At 60.2% G+C, this 15,648-nt stretch carries 16 protein-coding genes; 6 read left to right on the top strand and 10 right to left on the bottom strand.

The genetic code is table 11. From position 1 onward, the window contains the following. Positions 1-79: 79 nt before the first annotated feature. Complete coding sequence (locus tag ACS4RR_RS32375; protein WP_456190621.1) at positions 80-925, bottom strand: P63C domain-containing protein; 846 nt, start codon at positions 923-925, stop codon at positions 80-82. A gap of 584 nt (positions 926-1,509) precedes the next feature. Next, complete coding sequence (locus ACS4RR_RS32370) at positions 1,510-1,986, bottom strand: winged helix-turn-helix transcriptional regulator (protein WP_456190620.1); 477 nt, start codon at positions 1,984-1,986, stop codon at positions 1,510-1,512. 90 nt (positions 1,987-2,076) lie between these two features. Here ACS4RR_RS32370 and ACS4RR_RS32365 point away from each other — a divergent pair, with 90 nt between their 5' ends. Beyond that, positions 2,077-2,892, top strand: a complete 816-nt coding sequence (locus ACS4RR_RS32365; protein WP_260111860.1) for an oxidoreductase — start codon at positions 2,077-2,079, stop codon at positions 2,890-2,892. Between the two features lie 85 nt (positions 2,893-2,977). On the opposite strand, the gene ACS4RR_RS32360 is transcribed toward ACS4RR_RS32365, so the two are convergent. Continuing rightward, positions 2,978-3,841, bottom strand: coding sequence for a helix-turn-helix domain-containing protein (locus ACS4RR_RS32360; protein ID WP_510177802.1), 864 nt, complete (start codon positions 3,839-3,841; stop codon positions 2,978-2,980). A gap of 155 nt (positions 3,842-3,996) precedes the next feature. Between ACS4RR_RS32360 and ACS4RR_RS32355 the strand changes: the two genes are divergently transcribed. After that, positions 3,997-4,932, top strand: coding sequence for a DMT family transporter (locus ACS4RR_RS32355; protein ID WP_456190619.1), 936 nt, complete (start codon positions 3,997-3,999; stop codon positions 4,930-4,932). A 669-nt stretch (positions 4,933-5,601) separates the two neighbouring features. Here the strand turns inward: ACS4RR_RS32355 and ACS4RR_RS32350 are convergent. The 5 genes from ACS4RR_RS32350 to ACS4RR_RS32330 all read right to left on the bottom strand — a co-directional run bounded on the left by ACS4RR_RS32350 (position 5,602) and on the right by ACS4RR_RS32330 (position 10,180). Further along, positions 5,602-6,804: an ROK family transcriptional regulator gene (locus ACS4RR_RS32350; RefSeq protein WP_456190618.1), complete on the bottom strand. Its 1,203-nt coding sequence runs from the start codon at positions 6,802-6,804 to the stop codon at positions 5,602-5,604. An 84-nt stretch (positions 6,805-6,888) separates the two neighbouring features. Beyond that, on the bottom strand, positions 6,889-8,088 hold the full coding sequence (locus ACS4RR_RS32345; RefSeq protein ID WP_456190617.1) for an MFS transporter: 1,200 nt from the start codon (positions 8,086-8,088) through the stop codon (positions 6,889-6,891). Between the two features lie 15 nt (positions 8,089-8,103). After that, on the bottom strand, positions 8,104-8,880 hold the full coding sequence (locus tag ACS4RR_RS32340; RefSeq protein ID WP_162115082.1) for an SDR family oxidoreductase: 777 nt from the start codon (positions 8,878-8,880) through the stop codon (positions 8,104-8,106). Positions 8,881-8,905: 25 nt separating this feature from the next. Then, a complete protein-coding gene (locus ACS4RR_RS32335) occupies positions 8,906-9,769 on the bottom strand; it encodes a MurR/RpiR family transcriptional regulator (protein WP_017968441.1) in 864 nt (287 codons plus the stop codon). 21 nt (positions 9,770-9,790) lie between these two features. Beyond that, the gene (locus tag ACS4RR_RS32330; protein ID WP_017968440.1) at positions 9,791-10,180 is read right to left on the bottom strand and encodes a RidA family protein; all 390 of its coding nucleotides are present in this window, start codon (positions 10,178-10,180) and stop codon (positions 9,791-9,793) included. A 111-nt stretch (positions 10,181-10,291) separates the two neighbouring features. Between ACS4RR_RS32330 and ACS4RR_RS32325 the strand changes: the two genes are divergently transcribed. The 4 genes from ACS4RR_RS32325 to ACS4RR_RS32310 all read left to right on the top strand — a co-directional run bounded on the left by ACS4RR_RS32325 (position 10,292) and on the right by ACS4RR_RS32310 (position 14,276). After that, positions 10,292-10,774, top strand: coding sequence for a hypothetical protein (locus ACS4RR_RS32325; RefSeq protein ID WP_456190616.1), 483 nt, complete (start codon positions 10,292-10,294; stop codon positions 10,772-10,774). 30 nt (positions 10,775-10,804) lie between these two features. Further along, positions 10,805-12,280 (top strand): M81 family metallopeptidase, encoded by a 1,476-nt coding sequence (locus ACS4RR_RS32320; protein WP_456190615.1) that lies wholly within the window; start codon positions 10,805-10,807, stop codon positions 12,278-12,280. Then, positions 12,281-13,381, top strand: coding sequence for a D-TA family PLP-dependent enzyme (locus ACS4RR_RS32315; RefSeq protein WP_456190614.1), 1,101 nt, complete (start codon positions 12,281-12,283; stop codon positions 13,379-13,381). A gap of 310 nt (positions 13,382-13,691) precedes the next feature. Next, complete coding sequence (locus tag ACS4RR_RS32310) at positions 13,692-14,276, top strand: GNAT family N-acetyltransferase (RefSeq protein WP_456190613.1); 585 nt, start codon at positions 13,692-13,694, stop codon at positions 14,274-14,276. 65 nt (positions 14,277-14,341) lie between these two features. On the opposite strand, the gene ACS4RR_RS32305 is transcribed toward ACS4RR_RS32310, so the two are convergent. Further along, the gene (locus tag ACS4RR_RS32305) at positions 14,342-15,235 is read right to left on the bottom strand and encodes an arginase family protein (RefSeq protein ID WP_456190612.1); all 894 of its coding nucleotides are present in this window, start codon (positions 15,233-15,235) and stop codon (positions 14,342-14,344) included. 19 nt (positions 15,236-15,254) lie between these two features. After that, positions 15,255-15,632, bottom strand: coding sequence for a VOC family protein (locus tag ACS4RR_RS32300; protein WP_456190611.1), 378 nt, complete (start codon positions 15,630-15,632; stop codon positions 15,255-15,257). Positions 15,633-15,648 lie beyond the last annotated feature (16 nt).

Raw genomic sequence — 15,648 nt, 5'->3', positions numbered from 1 at the left:
ACAGGGTTGATCTGAGCATCATCTCTGCCATCGCTGGGCGGCGATGGCAGACAATGCTCAATCCGAGTTGGGAGCGGCGCTAGAGACCCTTGCCATTATCCTCGATTGCCAAAGCTTCATTTCTGAATGGGAGTTGCAGCGTTTGATTATATGGCGGCAAAACACGATCCAGCTTTTGCAAAAAGTCATACCATCCATCACTAAGCTGCATAACCGCAACATTTTTTGAAATCACGTCCCGAAGTCGGGGGTCTCCAACGTCGCTAGTTAGGAATCTATGCAGATGTGGTCTGCTAATTTCTGTTCCACTAGCTTTTACCTTCTTCTTCAACTCTGCCCATACGCCTGGAGCTAGTCGGTGATAGATAATGCTATTCGTAAGATGTCCGAAGTATGCTGGTCTTTTGACCGATGTCGGATCGTATGGAATGTCGCGGAGACGGCAGATTTCCTTGTAAAACTCTGGCGGGAATTTTGGAATATAAGGCTGCATTTCCTTGGCTACAAATTGCTCCAGTATGTGCCCAAAATCACGGGCCTTCTTTAGATCGTCGTAGCCTGTGACCCTATCTACAAGCTGGATAATTCCAAGTGTCGCGAAGCCGTGTTGAAGCATCGCTGCCTTTTCGGCAACATGTGCGTATCGCCTATCAAGTTTGCGCTTCCGGTCAGCGTGGATAAGAACTGCGCATATGTCGGGAAGAACGGTAGCATCATAGCCGTCCGCGATTACGCCGCTGGGCGTAATAAATCTAGTTGGTTCATTTGCGCGCACATCTAAGCCCATGATATCTATTCCACTTTGGGCCAATCTTGCCATCAATGCGGGGATTTTGCGCACGCCTCCCTTTCCCCCACCTTCCGACATTCCAATGCCCGATTGCAGCGATCTCAGGCTCAACACGCGCGTTTCATCGTCAAGCACGTAACACTGGATCTCTATTTGCCCTAGTACAAGCTTACGATCGTCTGATCCGCAAATAGCCTTGGGAAGCGCAGCCCTCTCTCTTTGGCCTGGACAGCACGCAACGAAATCTCTTTTCGCCGTTCAGCTGTTAGAGACTCGGCGCGCGCGTTAGCGCCGATTGCCTTTCCTGTCGCGTTCTTTCCGGATTTCATAACGAATCTCCTTGCAATCCGCATTTTGCAAGTAATTACCTTGCAAAATCTACGAATGCAAGCGCCATCTTATGAAGCCCCGCTGCCAATAACCTTTCCATATACGGCTGACTGGATGAGCAAGCGAACCGCCAAGCAGTGAGAAGGCATTCGCGCCATTCGAGCGGCGGCGGTGGTCTTCCATCCAAGCTGCGTGGTTTGGGTACTGGTGAAGGTATTTGTGCGTCTTTCGGCGCTTGCCGAAACGGGCTGGACAAACAAGTCATGGGAACGCTTCAAGGCACTCGCGGGACTGATGCCGCTGCTCTACGGCTGCCACAGTCGTAGGTTTGATCTGAGGACGATCTTGGCCATCGCCGGAGGCGGCGATGGCTGCGGGCGCGCCAGCTTTCAATGAGAGCTGTCAGGTGCTGCTTCATCGGCCGCGGGCAGCGCACATTCGGGTGCAGCGATACGAATAGGACGAGTTCCAATCGGCGCGCCGGTTGCGCGGTCGATGGTGACGGGATCGACCTCGGTTCCGGTCTCTGCGTCGAAGAAACGAGTGACTGCGCCGCCGCCGCGGTGCTTGCGGCCCCAGGCGCCGATTGCAAACAGCACCGGCAGAAAGTCGCGGCCGGCTTCCGTCAGCAGATATTCGTCGCGCGGCGGACGCTCGGAATAGCGGCGTTTCTCCAGCAATCCTTCCTCGGTCAGCGATGACAGCCGCCCCGTCAGCATTGTCGGGACGATGCCGAGGCTTTTGCGAAATTCATCGAAGCGGGTCAGCCCCGCATGGGCGTCGCGCATGATCAGCATGCTCCACGCGTCGCCGACGAGCGCTAGGCTGCGGGCGATCAGGCAGGGCTGTTCGGAAAGATTCTTCATGTCGATATCTTTTTAGTAGTGACTTGCTATCTTTTTGATAGTAACAGAATGCGCATGGATGTTCCACGACAAAAACGCAGGCAGACGTCAATGAGCAAGAAAGAACGCGGCATTGCCCTGGTCACCGGGGCTTCCTCCGGCATCGGGCTGGTAACGGCCAAGGCGCTGCGGCGGGATGGTTACCGGGTGTTCGGCACGAGCCGAAAGCCGATGGCCGACACCGCCGACGGCATCACCATGCTGGTCTGCGACGTCATCGACGATCAATCGGTGCAGAGCGTCGTCGACGAGGTTCTGAAACGCACGGGGCGGATCGATCTTCTCGTCAACAATGCCGGGATCGGCCTGCTCGGCGGCGCCGAGGAATCGACGACGGCACAGGCCAAAGCCATATTCGACGTCAACGTCTTCGGCACGATGCGTATGACCAATGCCGTGCTGCCGGTGATGCGGCGGCAGCGCAGCGGCCGGATCATCAACCTGAGCTCGATCCTCGGGCTGATCCCGGCGCCCTTCAACGCGCTTTACGCGGCGACCAAGCACGCGATCGAAGGCTATTCGGAATCCCTCGATCATGAGGTCCGCACGCAGGGCATCCGTGTCGTGCTCGTGGAACCGGGCATCACCCGCACCTCCTTCGAGGAGAACATCACGCGGCCGGACCGGCCGCTTGCCGTCTATGATGCGGTGCGCGCCGACGCGGAGAAGCTGATGCGCGAGATCATCTCGACGGGCGATGCGCCCGAGGTGGTCGCCGCAACCGTCATCCGGGCTGCCAATGCGGCCTCGCCCAAGAGACGTTACACAGCCGGGAAAGCAGCAGGGCAGATCCGTTTCATCCGCCGCTTCCTGCCCGAGTCCTTCGTCGACAAGAGCCTCCGGAAATTCAACAAACTTCCCGGTTAAGCCAGCGCCGGCGTTATCGGCCAAGAGATCAAGGCTGCCGTCCCGCCCGCCCAAAGCGAACAAACACGTGCCGAGCGAAGGCGCTTCACTGCCGTTGCCGGTAGGCGGAGGGTGTGACGCCTGTGCCCAATCTAAATGCCCGTGTCATATGGCTCTGGCTGCTGAAGCCGCAGGCCGAAGCGATCTGCGCGATCGGGTCACTGCCTGATAACATCGATTTGGCGCGCTCGATACGCCGGTGAGCCACCCAGCCATGTGGGGACACACCGTAGCTTGCCCGGAACATCCGCTGAAAATGAAAGGCGCTGAGCTGCCCGATCGCCGCCAGATCCTGCAAGCGGATTGTCTCACCGAGATGGCACTCGATATATTCCAGGATCCGGCGCCGCACGTGAGGAGCGAGCCCGCCGCTGATCGCACAGGGACGCATCCCTCCGTAACGTGGATCCACGAAGAAATCGTCGATCGTCTGCATCATGGCTTCTTCAGCCAGCAGATGATCACCCGCCAACATCGCTTCGGTCAGTTGCCGAAGCGTATGCGCCAAGACGGGTGCATCGGCGAAGGTCGCTTCGGCAAGAGCCATAAGCCTGGAATCGCGGTCGAACGTCTCGGCAAACATCCGGCGCATCTGGTCATCGGGAACGTAGAGATGGACGAATTCGAACGGATCGGTGATTTCCCATTCGGACGAGTGCCCCTGCGGCATGACGCACAAGGCGCCGGGCCGGCCTCGAGCGGTGGGGCTGCCATCCAGACGGCGGGTTCCGGCGCCACCGTTGAGATAAAGGCTGAACGTATGTCCGTCCGGGCGCTCATAGCTCATCCTGTCGCTGCCATTGCTCCAGAGGGCCGCAGATCGCCCGAACCCCAAATCGATGGTTTGCGACATCCGTGCAGAGGGAGATGCGGACAAAAATCTGAAAACCGAGAGACGGCTATCTTGCACCAATTCTTCCCCGCACCTGGCCACGCCTTGCGAACAATACCGGTGGGTGGCCCGCATGGCGAGCAGGGAAGTCCGGGCAAATCAATTTCATAGCAAGAATCTGCAAGAGACCTGTTCACGGTTCGCCTATCGGTCGGGAAAACGAGGATCACGCCATGGCAAATGCCGCTCTCTTCATCGCCACCGTCCTGATATGGGGAACGACTTGGATCGCCATTGCGATGCAGGTCGGTCCCGTGCCGGTCCTGGTCTCGGTCTTTTACAGATTTGCGGCCGCAGCAGTGATCCTCGTCGCCATCCTGGCTGTCATGCGGCGGCTCAAGCTCCCTGCCTTGCGCGATCAACCTTTCATCCTTGCCCAAGCGCTCTGCCTGTTCAGCCTCAATTTCATCTGTTTCTACAACGCCGCCGCCTCTATCCCGTCCGGGCTGATCTCGGTGATCTTCTCGCTCGCAACGATCTACAATGCGGTCAATGCGCGCCTCTTCTTCGGCGACCGCATTACCGGCCGCACGCTTCTCGCAGCGGCGCTCGGAGCAACCGGGCTCCTCCTCCTTTTTGGACAGGACGTTGTCGTCGATTTCGATATCGGCACGTTGAAAGGGATCGGACTCGCAGCACTTGGCACGCTGTTCTTCTCGCTGGGCAACATGGCATCGCGTCGAAACAGCGCGGCCGGAATCTCACCGCTGACCGCCAATGCCTGGGGCATGACCTATGGCACGATCATCCTCCTCTTCCTGATTGCCGTGACGCAAACGCCGATCGTGGCGCCGCCTGACATCACCTATCTTGCCGCGCTGCTCTATCTCGCGGCAATCGGATCGGTGATCGGCTTCACCACCTATCTCATGCTGGTGTCGCGCATCGGCTCCTCACGCGCGGCCTATGCCACCGTCCTGTTCCCGATCGTCGCCCTGTCATTGTCGACGGTCTTCGAGGGCTACCATTGGAGTGGTCTGGGCCTGATCGGCCTGGCGCTGACGCTTCTCGGCAACGTGGTCATCTTTGCGCGACCTCTAGCCCGTCGCCCGCCACAAGCAGAGGCGCGATTGCCGGCGCGCGGCTCAAGGATGGGCGAGGTTCGCTAAAGCGCGTCGCGATCTTTCAGATGGATCGCGCGGTCTTCGACCTTCTTCTTCCTGCGCATCTCAGGGCTTCCCGAAACCGGGTGGACGAAGCCGTCGGCAAAGTCATGGCTGCAACAGTCTTGAGGGCGATGATGCTGGTGTGGGAGTCTTAGACGAGTTGACTCTTCTGACGATCCGTTAACCACCTTCAATGGCGTAGAAGAGGAAGCAGAGGAAAACGCCTCATTCCACTTGCACGAGGATAAATTCGCGAGAAGGTGGGGGTATAAATGGACTGTTTTCTGGGGGCTGGGGCAAGGAATGACGCACGGTGAAATCAATTTTGCGATCCGCGTCACGCTGGGAATTGATTGTGTAATCATCTGCGCGCTGACCGCTTACTTTTATATGCGTAACGAAATGCTCGCGGCACGCGCTGCCCGCGTAGCGTACATAACTTACTACGCCGGAACTATTTTCACGGGAATCGCCTATGGTCATCCCGATTGCCCGCCCGAGATTTCCACAGAGTATCTATCACTAAGGCGTAAATTTCTCATAATAACTACAATCGCTTCTTCCCCAATAATACTCTACATCATTTTTCTTCCGCAATACTTTCACTAAATCAAATTTTCCGCGACCGTTGACCGACTCGCTAAGTTAATAGTTGAACTATCGGCCAACCTTTTAGCCCAGCGGCTTTTGCAGGACGTCGAAGCGCGGATTGGTTTCGGAAAAGATCGGCAGGGCAGCGGCGCCGAGGATCGCGGTATCTTTGCCGGTCATGCCGATCATCACGCGGGGGATGGTGCGCTGCTGGCTGGGGTCGATCGGAACGTGCAGCGGCTCCAGCCGTTCCGCAAGCCGAAGCATCAGCGATGTCGATATGCTGCCGCCGAGCACGATGGTCTGCGGATCGAAGGCCAGTTCCAGAAAATCGATGGTCTGCCGCAGCGGCTGCATGGCCTGATCCAGCCAGGCACCGAGTCCTTCGCCGCCCTTGGCTATCAGTGCATCGAGATCGTCGGGCGACAGCTCCTCGGCATTGGCAATGCCCATGAATTCGTAGGCGACCGCCGGTGACACATAGCGATCCAGACAGCCGCGCTTGCCGCAGCTGCAGAGCTTGCCATGCGGTTCGACGATGATGTGCCCGATCTCGCCGGCATTGTTGCGGCTGCCCTTGTAGAGGTGGCCGTCAAGGAATATCCCGGCACCGATGCCGCCGCCGCCGGCGAGGAACAGATAGACGAAGCTGCCCAAACCGCGGGCGACGCCATGCAGGCGCTCGCCGATCGCCGCTGCCGTCGCGTCGTTTTCGACGAGCACCGGCACCTTTACCCGCTGTTCCAGCTCATGCCCTACAGGAAAACCCTGCCAGCCGGGCAGGTTCAGCGGACCGAGCGACGTGGTGCCGCCATCGGCATAGCGGCCGGGCAGGGCCATGCCGACGCCGAGCAGCCTGTTCCGGTCGAAGGTGAAGGCCTGCTGAAGATCCTCGACGATGGACTGGAGAGCCGGAAGGGCCTGTTGCGGATCGGGATGTTCGACATGGCGCTCGATGCGCGCGCAAACGGCGCCGGAGAGATCCGTCAAGACCCCGCTTGCGCGCTGCCGGCCAAGTTCGAGGCCTATCGAATAGGCGCCGCGCGGATTGATGGTGTAAGGGATGATTGGTTGGCCGCGCGCCAGCTTCTGCGCCTCGGACGGAACGAGAAGGTGCGATCTCTCCAGTTCCTCGACGATGTTCGATACCGTCTGGGCGGTCAGCGCCGTCATCCGGGCGATCGCCGCGCGCGACAAGGGACCGTGCGTGCGGACAGCCTCGATCACCACACGCCGGTTGTGAGACTTGGCCTGCTCGAGATTCGTGCCGGAGATCGCCTTCATGTCGCCTTCAAAGGAAATGCAGCGTCACCCTTGTCACAAGACGAACACCGATGAAAGCTCCATTCTTCGCAACGTCTTATTTGCTCAATGGGCGCTGCGTTTTTGCAGGAGCCCGAGCAGCGTTATGCCCGACAATCCGGTGACGGCGCTGAGGATCGCGGTTCCCGAATAGCCAGTCACATAGGTGCCGGCGGCAAAGACCAGCGCGCCGATCCCGGCGCTGGCAAAGATATTGACGGAGATCAGTGCACTGCCGAGCCCCGGCCGGTCGGCGATGAGATCCTGCAGATAGGTGATGGGAAAGCTGATGATCGCCGCCGCACCGATGCCCGCGAGCATGGTGAGGGAATAGAGGTGCCAGGGCTCGGAGGCAAAGCCGAGCAGGCTGAGGAACACGGCGTAGATGATGGTGCCGGCGGCAAGTGCCGTCATCTGGCCGGTCTTCCGGGCGATCCGAGACCAGACGATGATGAAGACGACCTCGAGCAATGCGACGATGCCGACCAGAATGCCGACATCGCTCAGCCTGCCATGCGCAGCACCGGTGGCGATCAACGGCAGCAGGGCGTCATTGAGATGCAGCGTGCTGGTGATCAGCGCCACGCCGCAAATATGCGCCGATATGCGCGGCGAAACCACCTGGCGAAGCGCGCCGAGATAGGTGAGATGATGAACTGCAGCCATCTCCGTCGCCGCCCGCTTCGGCAGGGCGAAGATGATGATGCCTTGGCAGAGCAGACATGAGAGGCCGGCAAAGAGGTAGGCCGGCAGCATGCTCGATGCGCCGGACAGCAGCAGGCCGGTGATGCCGGGGATCAGCACCCAGGACAATGAGATCATGGCGCGCACGCCGGAGTTGGCCATCACCATGTCGCTTCGGCTCATGCCCTGCATCGCCGCACGCGCATTGGCAAACAGCAGCGAGTTCAGCGCCCCGTAGATCGGCAGGGGAAGCAAGCCGGCGATGACGAAGACGGCGGCGCTGGGAAAGGCGTAGACCATGCCGTAGCCGACGATGCCGAACAGGCAGGCGCCGATCATCGTCGACCGGTACTCGCCCAACCGGTCGGCGAGATTGCCGAGCAGGATGCTGATGACGACGTTCACCGCTGCGGAGAGGAAACTCAGGAAGGAATAGAGGCCATCGCTCAAGCCCAATTCGCGGATACCCACGACCGAACGATAGGGTGCAGTCATCGCCCCCGCCATGCCGAAGGTGAAAATGGCGATCATGCTGGCGCGGATCGCCGGATTGCGGAAGACGTCGGGGAAAAGGCGGCTCATGCGGGCATCTGAAGGTCAGTAGTGCTCCGATTGGGAGAAGGTCCGCGCGAGCTCGGCCTGGCCTGCCGTGAGGCCGCAATCGACGGGCAGGCAGACGCCGGTGATGGAAGCGGCCTGGGGACCGGCAAGGAAGGCCACGGCATTGGCAACATCTTTCGGATCGACGACCCGCTGCAGCGGATACCAGCGGCGTGCTTCCTCGAAAACGTTGGGGTTGACTGCCGCGCGCGCTTCCCAGGCCTGCGTCTTCACCGTGCCGGGTGCAACCGCGTTGGAGCGGATGCCGAACTTGCCGTATTCCACGGCGACCAGCCGGGTGAAATGCAGAAGGCCGGCCTTGGCGGCGCTATAGGCCGGATGCCCGAAGACATGCATGCCGTTGACCGAGGCGATGTTGACGACGGACCCCTTCGAAACCGTCAGCATCGGCTCGAACGCGCGGAAACATAAGAATGCCGCCTCGAGATTAAGCGCATTGTCCGCCCGCCAGATCTCGGGCGTCGTCTCGTGCAGGCTGGTGGCGCGGGCAGCACCCGCATTGTTGACCAGGGTTCGAACGACGCCGACGTCGGCGGCGCGTCTTGCCAATGCCGCAATGCTCGTCTCGCTGGTCACATCGCATTGGACGGCGACGAAGCGGTTGCCCGGTCCGAGCTTCGACGCCACCGCAGCCGCGGCCTTCGCATCGATATCGGCGAGCAACACGACGTCGTGGTCATCGGCGAGCCGTGCGGCGATCGCCGCGCCGATATCACCTGCAGCGCCGGTAACGATGGCTATCGACTGCGTCATTTTCCGTCGCTCCCATTCATGAACCTCAATCTCCAAGCAATTGCCGGTCATCGCCGTCGCGGTGAATGACCAGCTGCTGCTTGATGCGCCGAAGCGTGGTCGTCGCCTTCGGCTGAACGGCATAGGCGACCAGGCTCGACAGGATATCGACCGTGGCGATGTAGGCGATGCGCGTCGAGGTCGGGCGATAGATATTGCTGCCTTCGGGTAGATCGATCGGCACGACGATTTCGGCAGCCTTGGCGACCGGGCTTGCCGTCTGTGTCAAAGCGATCGTCTTCACCTTCGCGTGGCGGGCAAGCTCGAAAGCCCGCACCAGCTCCGTATTGCGCCCGGAGAAGGACGAACCGATCAACACGTCGCCCGGCCTTGCCGCGGCCGCCATCATCAGCTGCATGCTGTGGTCGGAACTTGCCGTGATGCGAAGCCCAAGACGGAAGAGGCGGTTCTGGAGCTCGTCGGCGATCATCGACGAATTGCCGCCTGACCCGAACGCATAGATCATATCGGCCTTGGCGATATGCGAAACGGCAGCTTCGATCGCGGCAAGATCGAGCGACCGATGCAGCAGGAAGAGCGCGTTCTGGGCCTTGGTGATGATATCCTGGGCGACATCGGCCGGATCGGTGCTTTTCGACTCTGGTTTCAGATAACGCACGCCGATATGGGCAGTGCGGGCGAGTTGCACCTTGAAGTCGGAAAAGCTCTCGCAACCGAGCCGCCGGCAAAAACGGGTGACGGTCGGCGGCGATACCTCGGCCCGTTCAGCGAGCTCGATGATCGAGGCATTCACGGCAAACTCGAAGTCGTTGACGATGATTTCCGCGATGCGGCTCTCGGAGGGAGAGAGCCGGCCCCTATCTTCCTGCAACGTCGAAAAGATATCCAAACCCGTCCCCCCGATGGCTCGCTATGCGTCCTTCTTCTTATAGGCCACGCAATCGATCTCAACCTTGCAATCGACCATCATCGACGATTGCACACAGGCGCGTGCCGGCGGATGTTCGCCGAAATACTCCTGATAGATTTTGTTGAAGGTCCAGAAGTCGCGCGAATCGTCGAGCCAGACGCCGACGCGCACCACATCCTCGACGCCGTATCCGGCCTCATCGAGAATCGAAAGGACATTGGCGATCGTCTTGTGGGTCTGGGCAATGATGTTGCCGTCGATGATTTCGCCATCCTCCATCGCAACCTGGCCGGAAACATACAGCCATCCGTCGGCCTCGACCGCACGCGCGAAAGGCAGCGCCTTGCCGCCGGCGCCCGTTTGAACAGTGCCATAGCGCTTGATCGGCATGCTGAAGTCCTTGCAAATTATTTTCTTGATAAGTTGACAAGTGACCATAGAAAGCAGAATTTGGCCAGTGAAAAACGCCGTTTATGAAAAGAATTTCAATCCGGGGCTGATATGCGCGATCCTTTCCAGAATCCTTTCCCGTCAGACAGCGCCCGGCATGCCATCTGGGAAATGCTCGTTCCGCGCGATGTCGATGCGTTTCTGGCCGCCGACTGGTCGAAGGTGGAGCATGACTTCGTCGAAGAGGGCTTCATCGGTATCGATGCCCAGAAGCAGGTCAGCCCCGACAGGTGGCGTCTGGCATTTCCGACGCTGTCGGCTTATCGCCAGGAATGGCTGAGGCAGGCAAAGGATTTCGCCGAGCAGAGTTTCGCAGAAGATGCGCGCACGGCGATCTTCACCACGACGACGCTTGAGGATATCGAGATCGAAGGCGACATGGCGCTGGTTCGCAAGAAATTCGACGGCAGCATTTCCAAGCCTGACGGCACCCGGGATGTCCTGCAATGGCAGACGCTCTATTATTGCAGGCTTCACCAAGGACGCTGGAAAATCTCAGGTTTCACCGGCTACCTGCCGAACCCGATGGGTTGACGCGGGGTCGACATCACGAAGGCCACTTTCTTGCGCATTTTCACGGCAGCATTGGCGACCGAGACCAACACCTTTTCCCCGATCTGCGTGGATCGTCGCGCATTCGAAGCCTCTCTTTATGCCCCGCCTGGCCAGCATCCCGAAACACCAACGCTTTGCACCGCGCCGATCACCGTGGGAAGACGCGTCACCCGAGAAAAGGGTTGGGAACTGATTGAGGGAACGGCCACCTGGGCCGACCCAGCAGGCCTCGTCAACCGGGCAACCTACGAGGAGTTACGTGACGAAATCCTCGAGCAACTCAGCGGGGCAATGCCTGTCGACGCCGTCGTCATGGGCCTGCATGGCGCCATGGTGGCTGCCGGATACGAGGATACCGAAGGCGATCTTCTCTCACGCATCCGCGAGATCGTCGGGCCCGAGGTCCTCATCTGCGCTGAGCTCGATCCGCACAGCCATCTCACCGCAAAACGCGTCGCTGCGCTCGATTTCGCTGTCTATTTCAAGGAGTTTCCGCATACGGACTTCGTCGACCGCGCCGAGGATCTCTGGCGCATTGCGGTCGAGACGCTCGAAGGCCGCATCAAGCCTGATATGTCGGCGTTCGACTGCAAGATGATCGACGTCTTCCCGACATCGCGCGAACCGATGCGTTCCTTCGTCGACAAGATCATGCGGATAGAAAAGGATGATCCGGACGTCTTGTCGATCTCGGTGATCCACGGTTTCATGGTCGGCGACGTTCCCGAAATGGGAACGAAGCTGCTTGTCGTGACGGATAATAAGCCCGAAAAGGGCGCGGCTTTGGCGCGCGAACTCGGCCTCGAGCTGTTTTCCAAGCGCGGTACCTTCATGGTTCCTCAGATCGACGAGAAGGAAGCCGTCACGCGCGCGCTTGCCGCAACCGCATGGCCGGTAGTCATCGCCGATGTCTGGGATAATCCGGGCGGCGGCACGGCAGGGGACGCGACCGTCATTCTCGCGGAGCTGATCGCCCGCGGCGTCACCAGTGCTGCGATCGGCACCATCTGGGATCCGGTGGCCGTCCAGATTTGTTTTGCGGCGGGCGAGGGGGCAGAAATTCCGTTGCGCTTCGGCGCCAAGTCGGCGCCTGGCACCGGCAATCCCGTCGATGGCACCGTGAAAATCGTCAAGCTGGTCAAGAATGCCGAGATGCAGTTCGGCGAGAGCCTCGCGCCTTTCGGCGATGCCGCCCATATCGTGCTTGACGGCATCGACATCATCCTCAATTCGACGCGCGCTCAAAGCTTCGATCCCAGCCTGTTTTCGGCGATGGGCATCGATCCCGCCCGGCAGAAGATCCTGGTGATCAAATCCACCAACCACTTCTTCGCGTCCTTCTCGAAGATCGCGGCCGAGATCCTTTACTGCTCGGCCGGAACGCCATATCCCAATAATCCGGCGACGACGCCGTACCGGCGGGCACCGAAGACCATATGGCCGATCGTCGCCGATCCACATGGGTTAGAACGCGGAGCCGCCTAGATGCATGACAACAGGTTTGCCGTCATCGCCAAGGCAGGCGACAGGATCGCCGATCTCTCGACGCCGCGTCCCGTGATCGACGAAGACCGGCTGGCTGCAAACATCAACCGCGTTCAATCCTATATGGATCAGCACGGGCTGAATTTTCGCCCGCATATCAAGACGCACAAGATCTCGGCCTTGGCCGTCGCGCAGATTGCCGCCGGCGCCAAGGGCATCAATTGCCAGAAGGTCACGGAAGCCGAAGTCTTTGCCGAAGCCGGCTTCGAGGACATCCTCATCACCTTCAATATCCTCGGACAGCAGAAGCTCGAGCGGCTGGGAAAATTGAACGAGAGAATTTCGGCCCTCAAGGTCGTCGCCGACAGCGAAGTGACGGTCGACGGGCTCGCGGCACATTTCTCCGGCCACAAGCCCCTGAACGTGCTTGTGGAATGCGATACCGGCGGCGGCCGCTGCGGCGTGCAGACGCCTGAGGAGGCCGCCTCGCTCGCCAAACGCATCGCCGCTGCCGACGGCCTCACCTTCGGCGGCATCGTCACCTATCCGAAGCCGCATTCGGCCGCCGCCGTCGAAGCTTTCATCACAGAGGCGCTCGCACAGCTGACATCGGAAGGCATAAGCTGCCCGATCGTCAGCAATGGCGGAACGCCAAGCCTCTTCGAGGCGCATCTCGTCAAATCGGCCACCGAGCACCGCGCCGGCACCTATATCTACAACGACCGCCAGATGGTGCGCATGGGCCATTGCACCGAGGACGATTGCGCCATGCACGTGCTGGCAACCGTCGTCTCCCGCCCCAACGCCGGCCGCGCCGTCATCGATGCCGGCTCGAAGGCGCTGACATCGGATCTTCAGGGTTTCAGCGATTACGGCCTGGTCGTCGGCTATCCCGAAGCGCGGATCAGCAGCCTCTCGGAAGAACATGGCGTGATCGACCTGTCGAACTGCACCGGCCCCCGGCCGCAAATTGGCGAGAAGCTCTTCATCATTCCGAACCACACCTGCGTGGTCTCCAACCTGTTCGATACGATGGTCTTTCATCGGGGCGGCATCGTCACCCGCGTCGAGAACGTCGCGGCCCGCGGTCTCGTCTGGTAGGGGCTGGTTCCGGTTGAGGGCGAAATGGCCTGACCGCCGAAGGCCACGATTGTCGGTGGATTGCTCGCGATCACCTATCAGCACGAATGCAGTCGCTGATATCGCACGACGTGCGTGAGGGGTGGCTCCCTTGCGCCAATCGCGCACATAGGCTCTATGGCGAACGTCCTCTTTGGGCCGAGCAGACGGAAGCGAATCCGGAACCGTTGAGCCAGCAGCAACCGGTATCGCTCCCACGCCATCCGGGTTACGATGGTAGCTGAGAATGGGCGCGGGCGCCCCGTCGGACCACCTGCGTCAGGAGGGCAGAATGAAATCTCCAACAGTGAGAGTGATGGCCGCGGCCGAGGAAGATCTGGCGATCGAAACGGTCATGCTAGCGTTTGCAGCGGATCCTATGGCGCGATGGACCTGGCCGCATGCACACCAGTACCTTGCGGCCATGGCGCGAATGATCCGAGCGTTTGGGAGCAGCGCATTTTCTAACGGAAGCGCCTTTTGCACCGACGACTACGCCGGAACGGCGCTATGGCTATCGCCCGGGGTGCATTCCGACGAGGAAGGGCTTGGTGCGGTGCTCGAGAGCACGGTTGTGGGCGCTCTTGCCCCCGAAACCACGGCCATATTCGAGCAGATGGCCGCGTACCACCCGACCGAACCACATTGGTACCTGCCCCTGATCGGCGTCGACCCGGCACATCAAGGCAAAGGACACGGCGACGCCTTGATGGCGTACGCACTCGCACGGTGCGATCGCGATCACGCACCAGCCTATTTGGTATCCTCGAACCCGCGTAACATTCCGTTCTACCGACGCTACGATTTCGAACCGCTCGGCGCGATCCAGGCCGGTTCGTCGCCGACGCTCGTCCCGATGCTGCGGCGGCCGCGTTGAGCAACTGACCCAAAGTCTGTCGTTCGGCGTGTGTCCGCACCGGAAAACAGGCGTGCTCGCCGTGTTCAGTGCGCTGCTGTGCCGAGCGCTGCGGCTAATACGTCGGCCAGGCCGCGCCCAGCGCTGCCGTCCTCATCAAGGCGCGGATTGTAGATGGTGATCTCGATACCGACTGCCTTGCCGCTCGCCAAGGCAACCCGAAGCGCGGTTCCTAGCTCGTCCCATGACAACCCGTCCGGCACGCGGAAATCGACAGCCGGCATGATGACGTCGTCGAGGCAATCGACGTCGAGATGGATGAAGAAGCCGTCCAATTCCTCTCGCGTCAGGTGGTCGACCGCTTCGCGCGCGGCGGCCTCGATGCCGATTGCGCGCACGGCGGGAAGGTCAATCGCCCTGAGTTCTTTGGGAAGCGACTGGCTTCCGTACTCCTCCTGATCCTTATGATCGCGATATGCGAACGCGACAGCGTCTTCGGGACGGACCAGAGGACCTCCACCTTCGAGGTCGGTCAGGAGCGACGGGCCGTGGCCGGTGACCAAGGCAAGATCCATCGAGGCGCCTTCACCATTGGGTTCCGCCTCGGGTTGAAAGAAATCGGCGTTGCCGTCGATGAAGAACAGGCCGTAGCGACCGCGCCGTCGAAACGCGAGCATCGAGCCCATTAGGATCGTGCAATCGCCGCCGAGTACAACCGGAAAACTGCCCGAGTCAAGCACCGCTTCTACCGCGTCGGCGAGCTTGGGCGACCACGTCGCGATTGCCCTGGCATTCAGGATGCCGGTCTCGGGATCGGGCACAGGGTCCTTCGGAGGCACCGCCAGCCGCTCGGCTCGGTGCGCATGGATGCGCTCCGCAAGTCCGAGGCCCAACAGTTGGTTGGGCAAGCGCTCCACACCATCGGTCGCCAAGCCCAGCGTAGATGGGGCTTCGAGAATTGCATAGGGAAGGGTCGGCATGAGCGCCTCCGTTAGCGGGTCATTTTGCGGAGTAGGTCACGGCCTCGATCTTGTGACCGTCCGGATCGCGGACGAACGCTCCATAATAGTTCGCATCGTAATTCGTCCGCAGCCCCGGAGCGCCATCGTCGCTGCCACCATATTTTAGTGCTGCTGCGTAAAATCGATTGACCATCGAACGGTCCTCGACGGCAAAGGCGATATGAGTGCCATTGCCCACGGTCGCTGGTTTTCCATCAATCGGAACCTGGACACTGAAATGAAACGTACCACTGCCGTAACCAAGTCCACCCTCGTCCTCGGCCATCGGCACAATTCCGACGATGGGTAAAACGGCGTCGTAGAAGCGCTTCGAACGCGCAACATCATTCGTCCCAACCGAGACATGGTGGATCACAACTACCTCCGAGCTT

Source organism: Rhizobium zaerense (assembly GCF_051810725.1).
GTDB lineage: Bacteria > Pseudomonadota > Alphaproteobacteria > Rhizobiales > Rhizobiaceae > Rhizobium > Rhizobium leguminosarum_I.
The sequence above is the reverse complement of the archived record's forward strand: the minus strand, read 5'-3'. Positions and strand labels throughout refer to the sequence as shown.

Bases quoted from the DNA above. Each gene is read 5' to 3' on its own strand.
- ACS4RR_RS32305 (WP_456190612.1), bottom strand. From the start codon at position 15,235: ATGCCGACCCTTCCCTATGCAATTCTCGAAGCCCCATCTACGCTGGGC.
- ACS4RR_RS32325 (WP_456190616.1), top strand. From the start codon at position 10,292: ATGCGCGATCCTTTCCAGAATCCTTTCCCGTCAGACAGCGCCCGGCAT.
- ACS4RR_RS32365 (WP_260111860.1), top strand. From the start codon at position 2,077: ATGAGCAAGAAAGAACGCGGCATTGCCCTGGTCACCGGGGCTTCCTCC.
- ACS4RR_RS32330 (WP_017968440.1), bottom strand. From the start codon at position 10,180: ATGCCGATCAAGCGCTATGGCACTGTTCAAACGGGCGCCGGCGGCAAG.
- ACS4RR_RS32370 (WP_456190620.1), bottom strand. From the start codon at position 1,986: ATGAAGAATCTTTCCGAACAGCCCTGCCTGATCGCCCGCAGCCTAGCG.
- ACS4RR_RS32345 (WP_456190617.1), bottom strand. From the start codon at position 8,088: ATGAGCCGCCTTTTCCCCGACGTCTTCCGCAATCCGGCGATCCGCGCC.
- ACS4RR_RS32310 (WP_456190613.1), top strand. From the start codon at position 13,692: ATGAAATCTCCAACAGTGAGAGTGATGGCCGCGGCCGAGGAAGATCTG.
- ACS4RR_RS32355 (WP_456190619.1), top strand. From the start codon at position 3,997: ATGGCAAATGCCGCTCTCTTCATCGCCACCGTCCTGATATGGGGAACG.
- ACS4RR_RS32315 (WP_456190614.1), top strand. From the start codon at position 12,281: ATGCATGACAACAGGTTTGCCGTCATCGCCAAGGCAGGCGACAGGATC.
- ACS4RR_RS32340 (WP_162115082.1), bottom strand. From the start codon at position 8,880: ATGACGCAGTCGATAGCCATCGTTACCGGCGCTGCAGGTGATATCGGC.
- ACS4RR_RS32350 (WP_456190618.1), bottom strand. From the start codon at position 6,804: ATGAAGGCGATCTCCGGCACGAATCTCGAGCAGGCCAAGTCTCACAAC.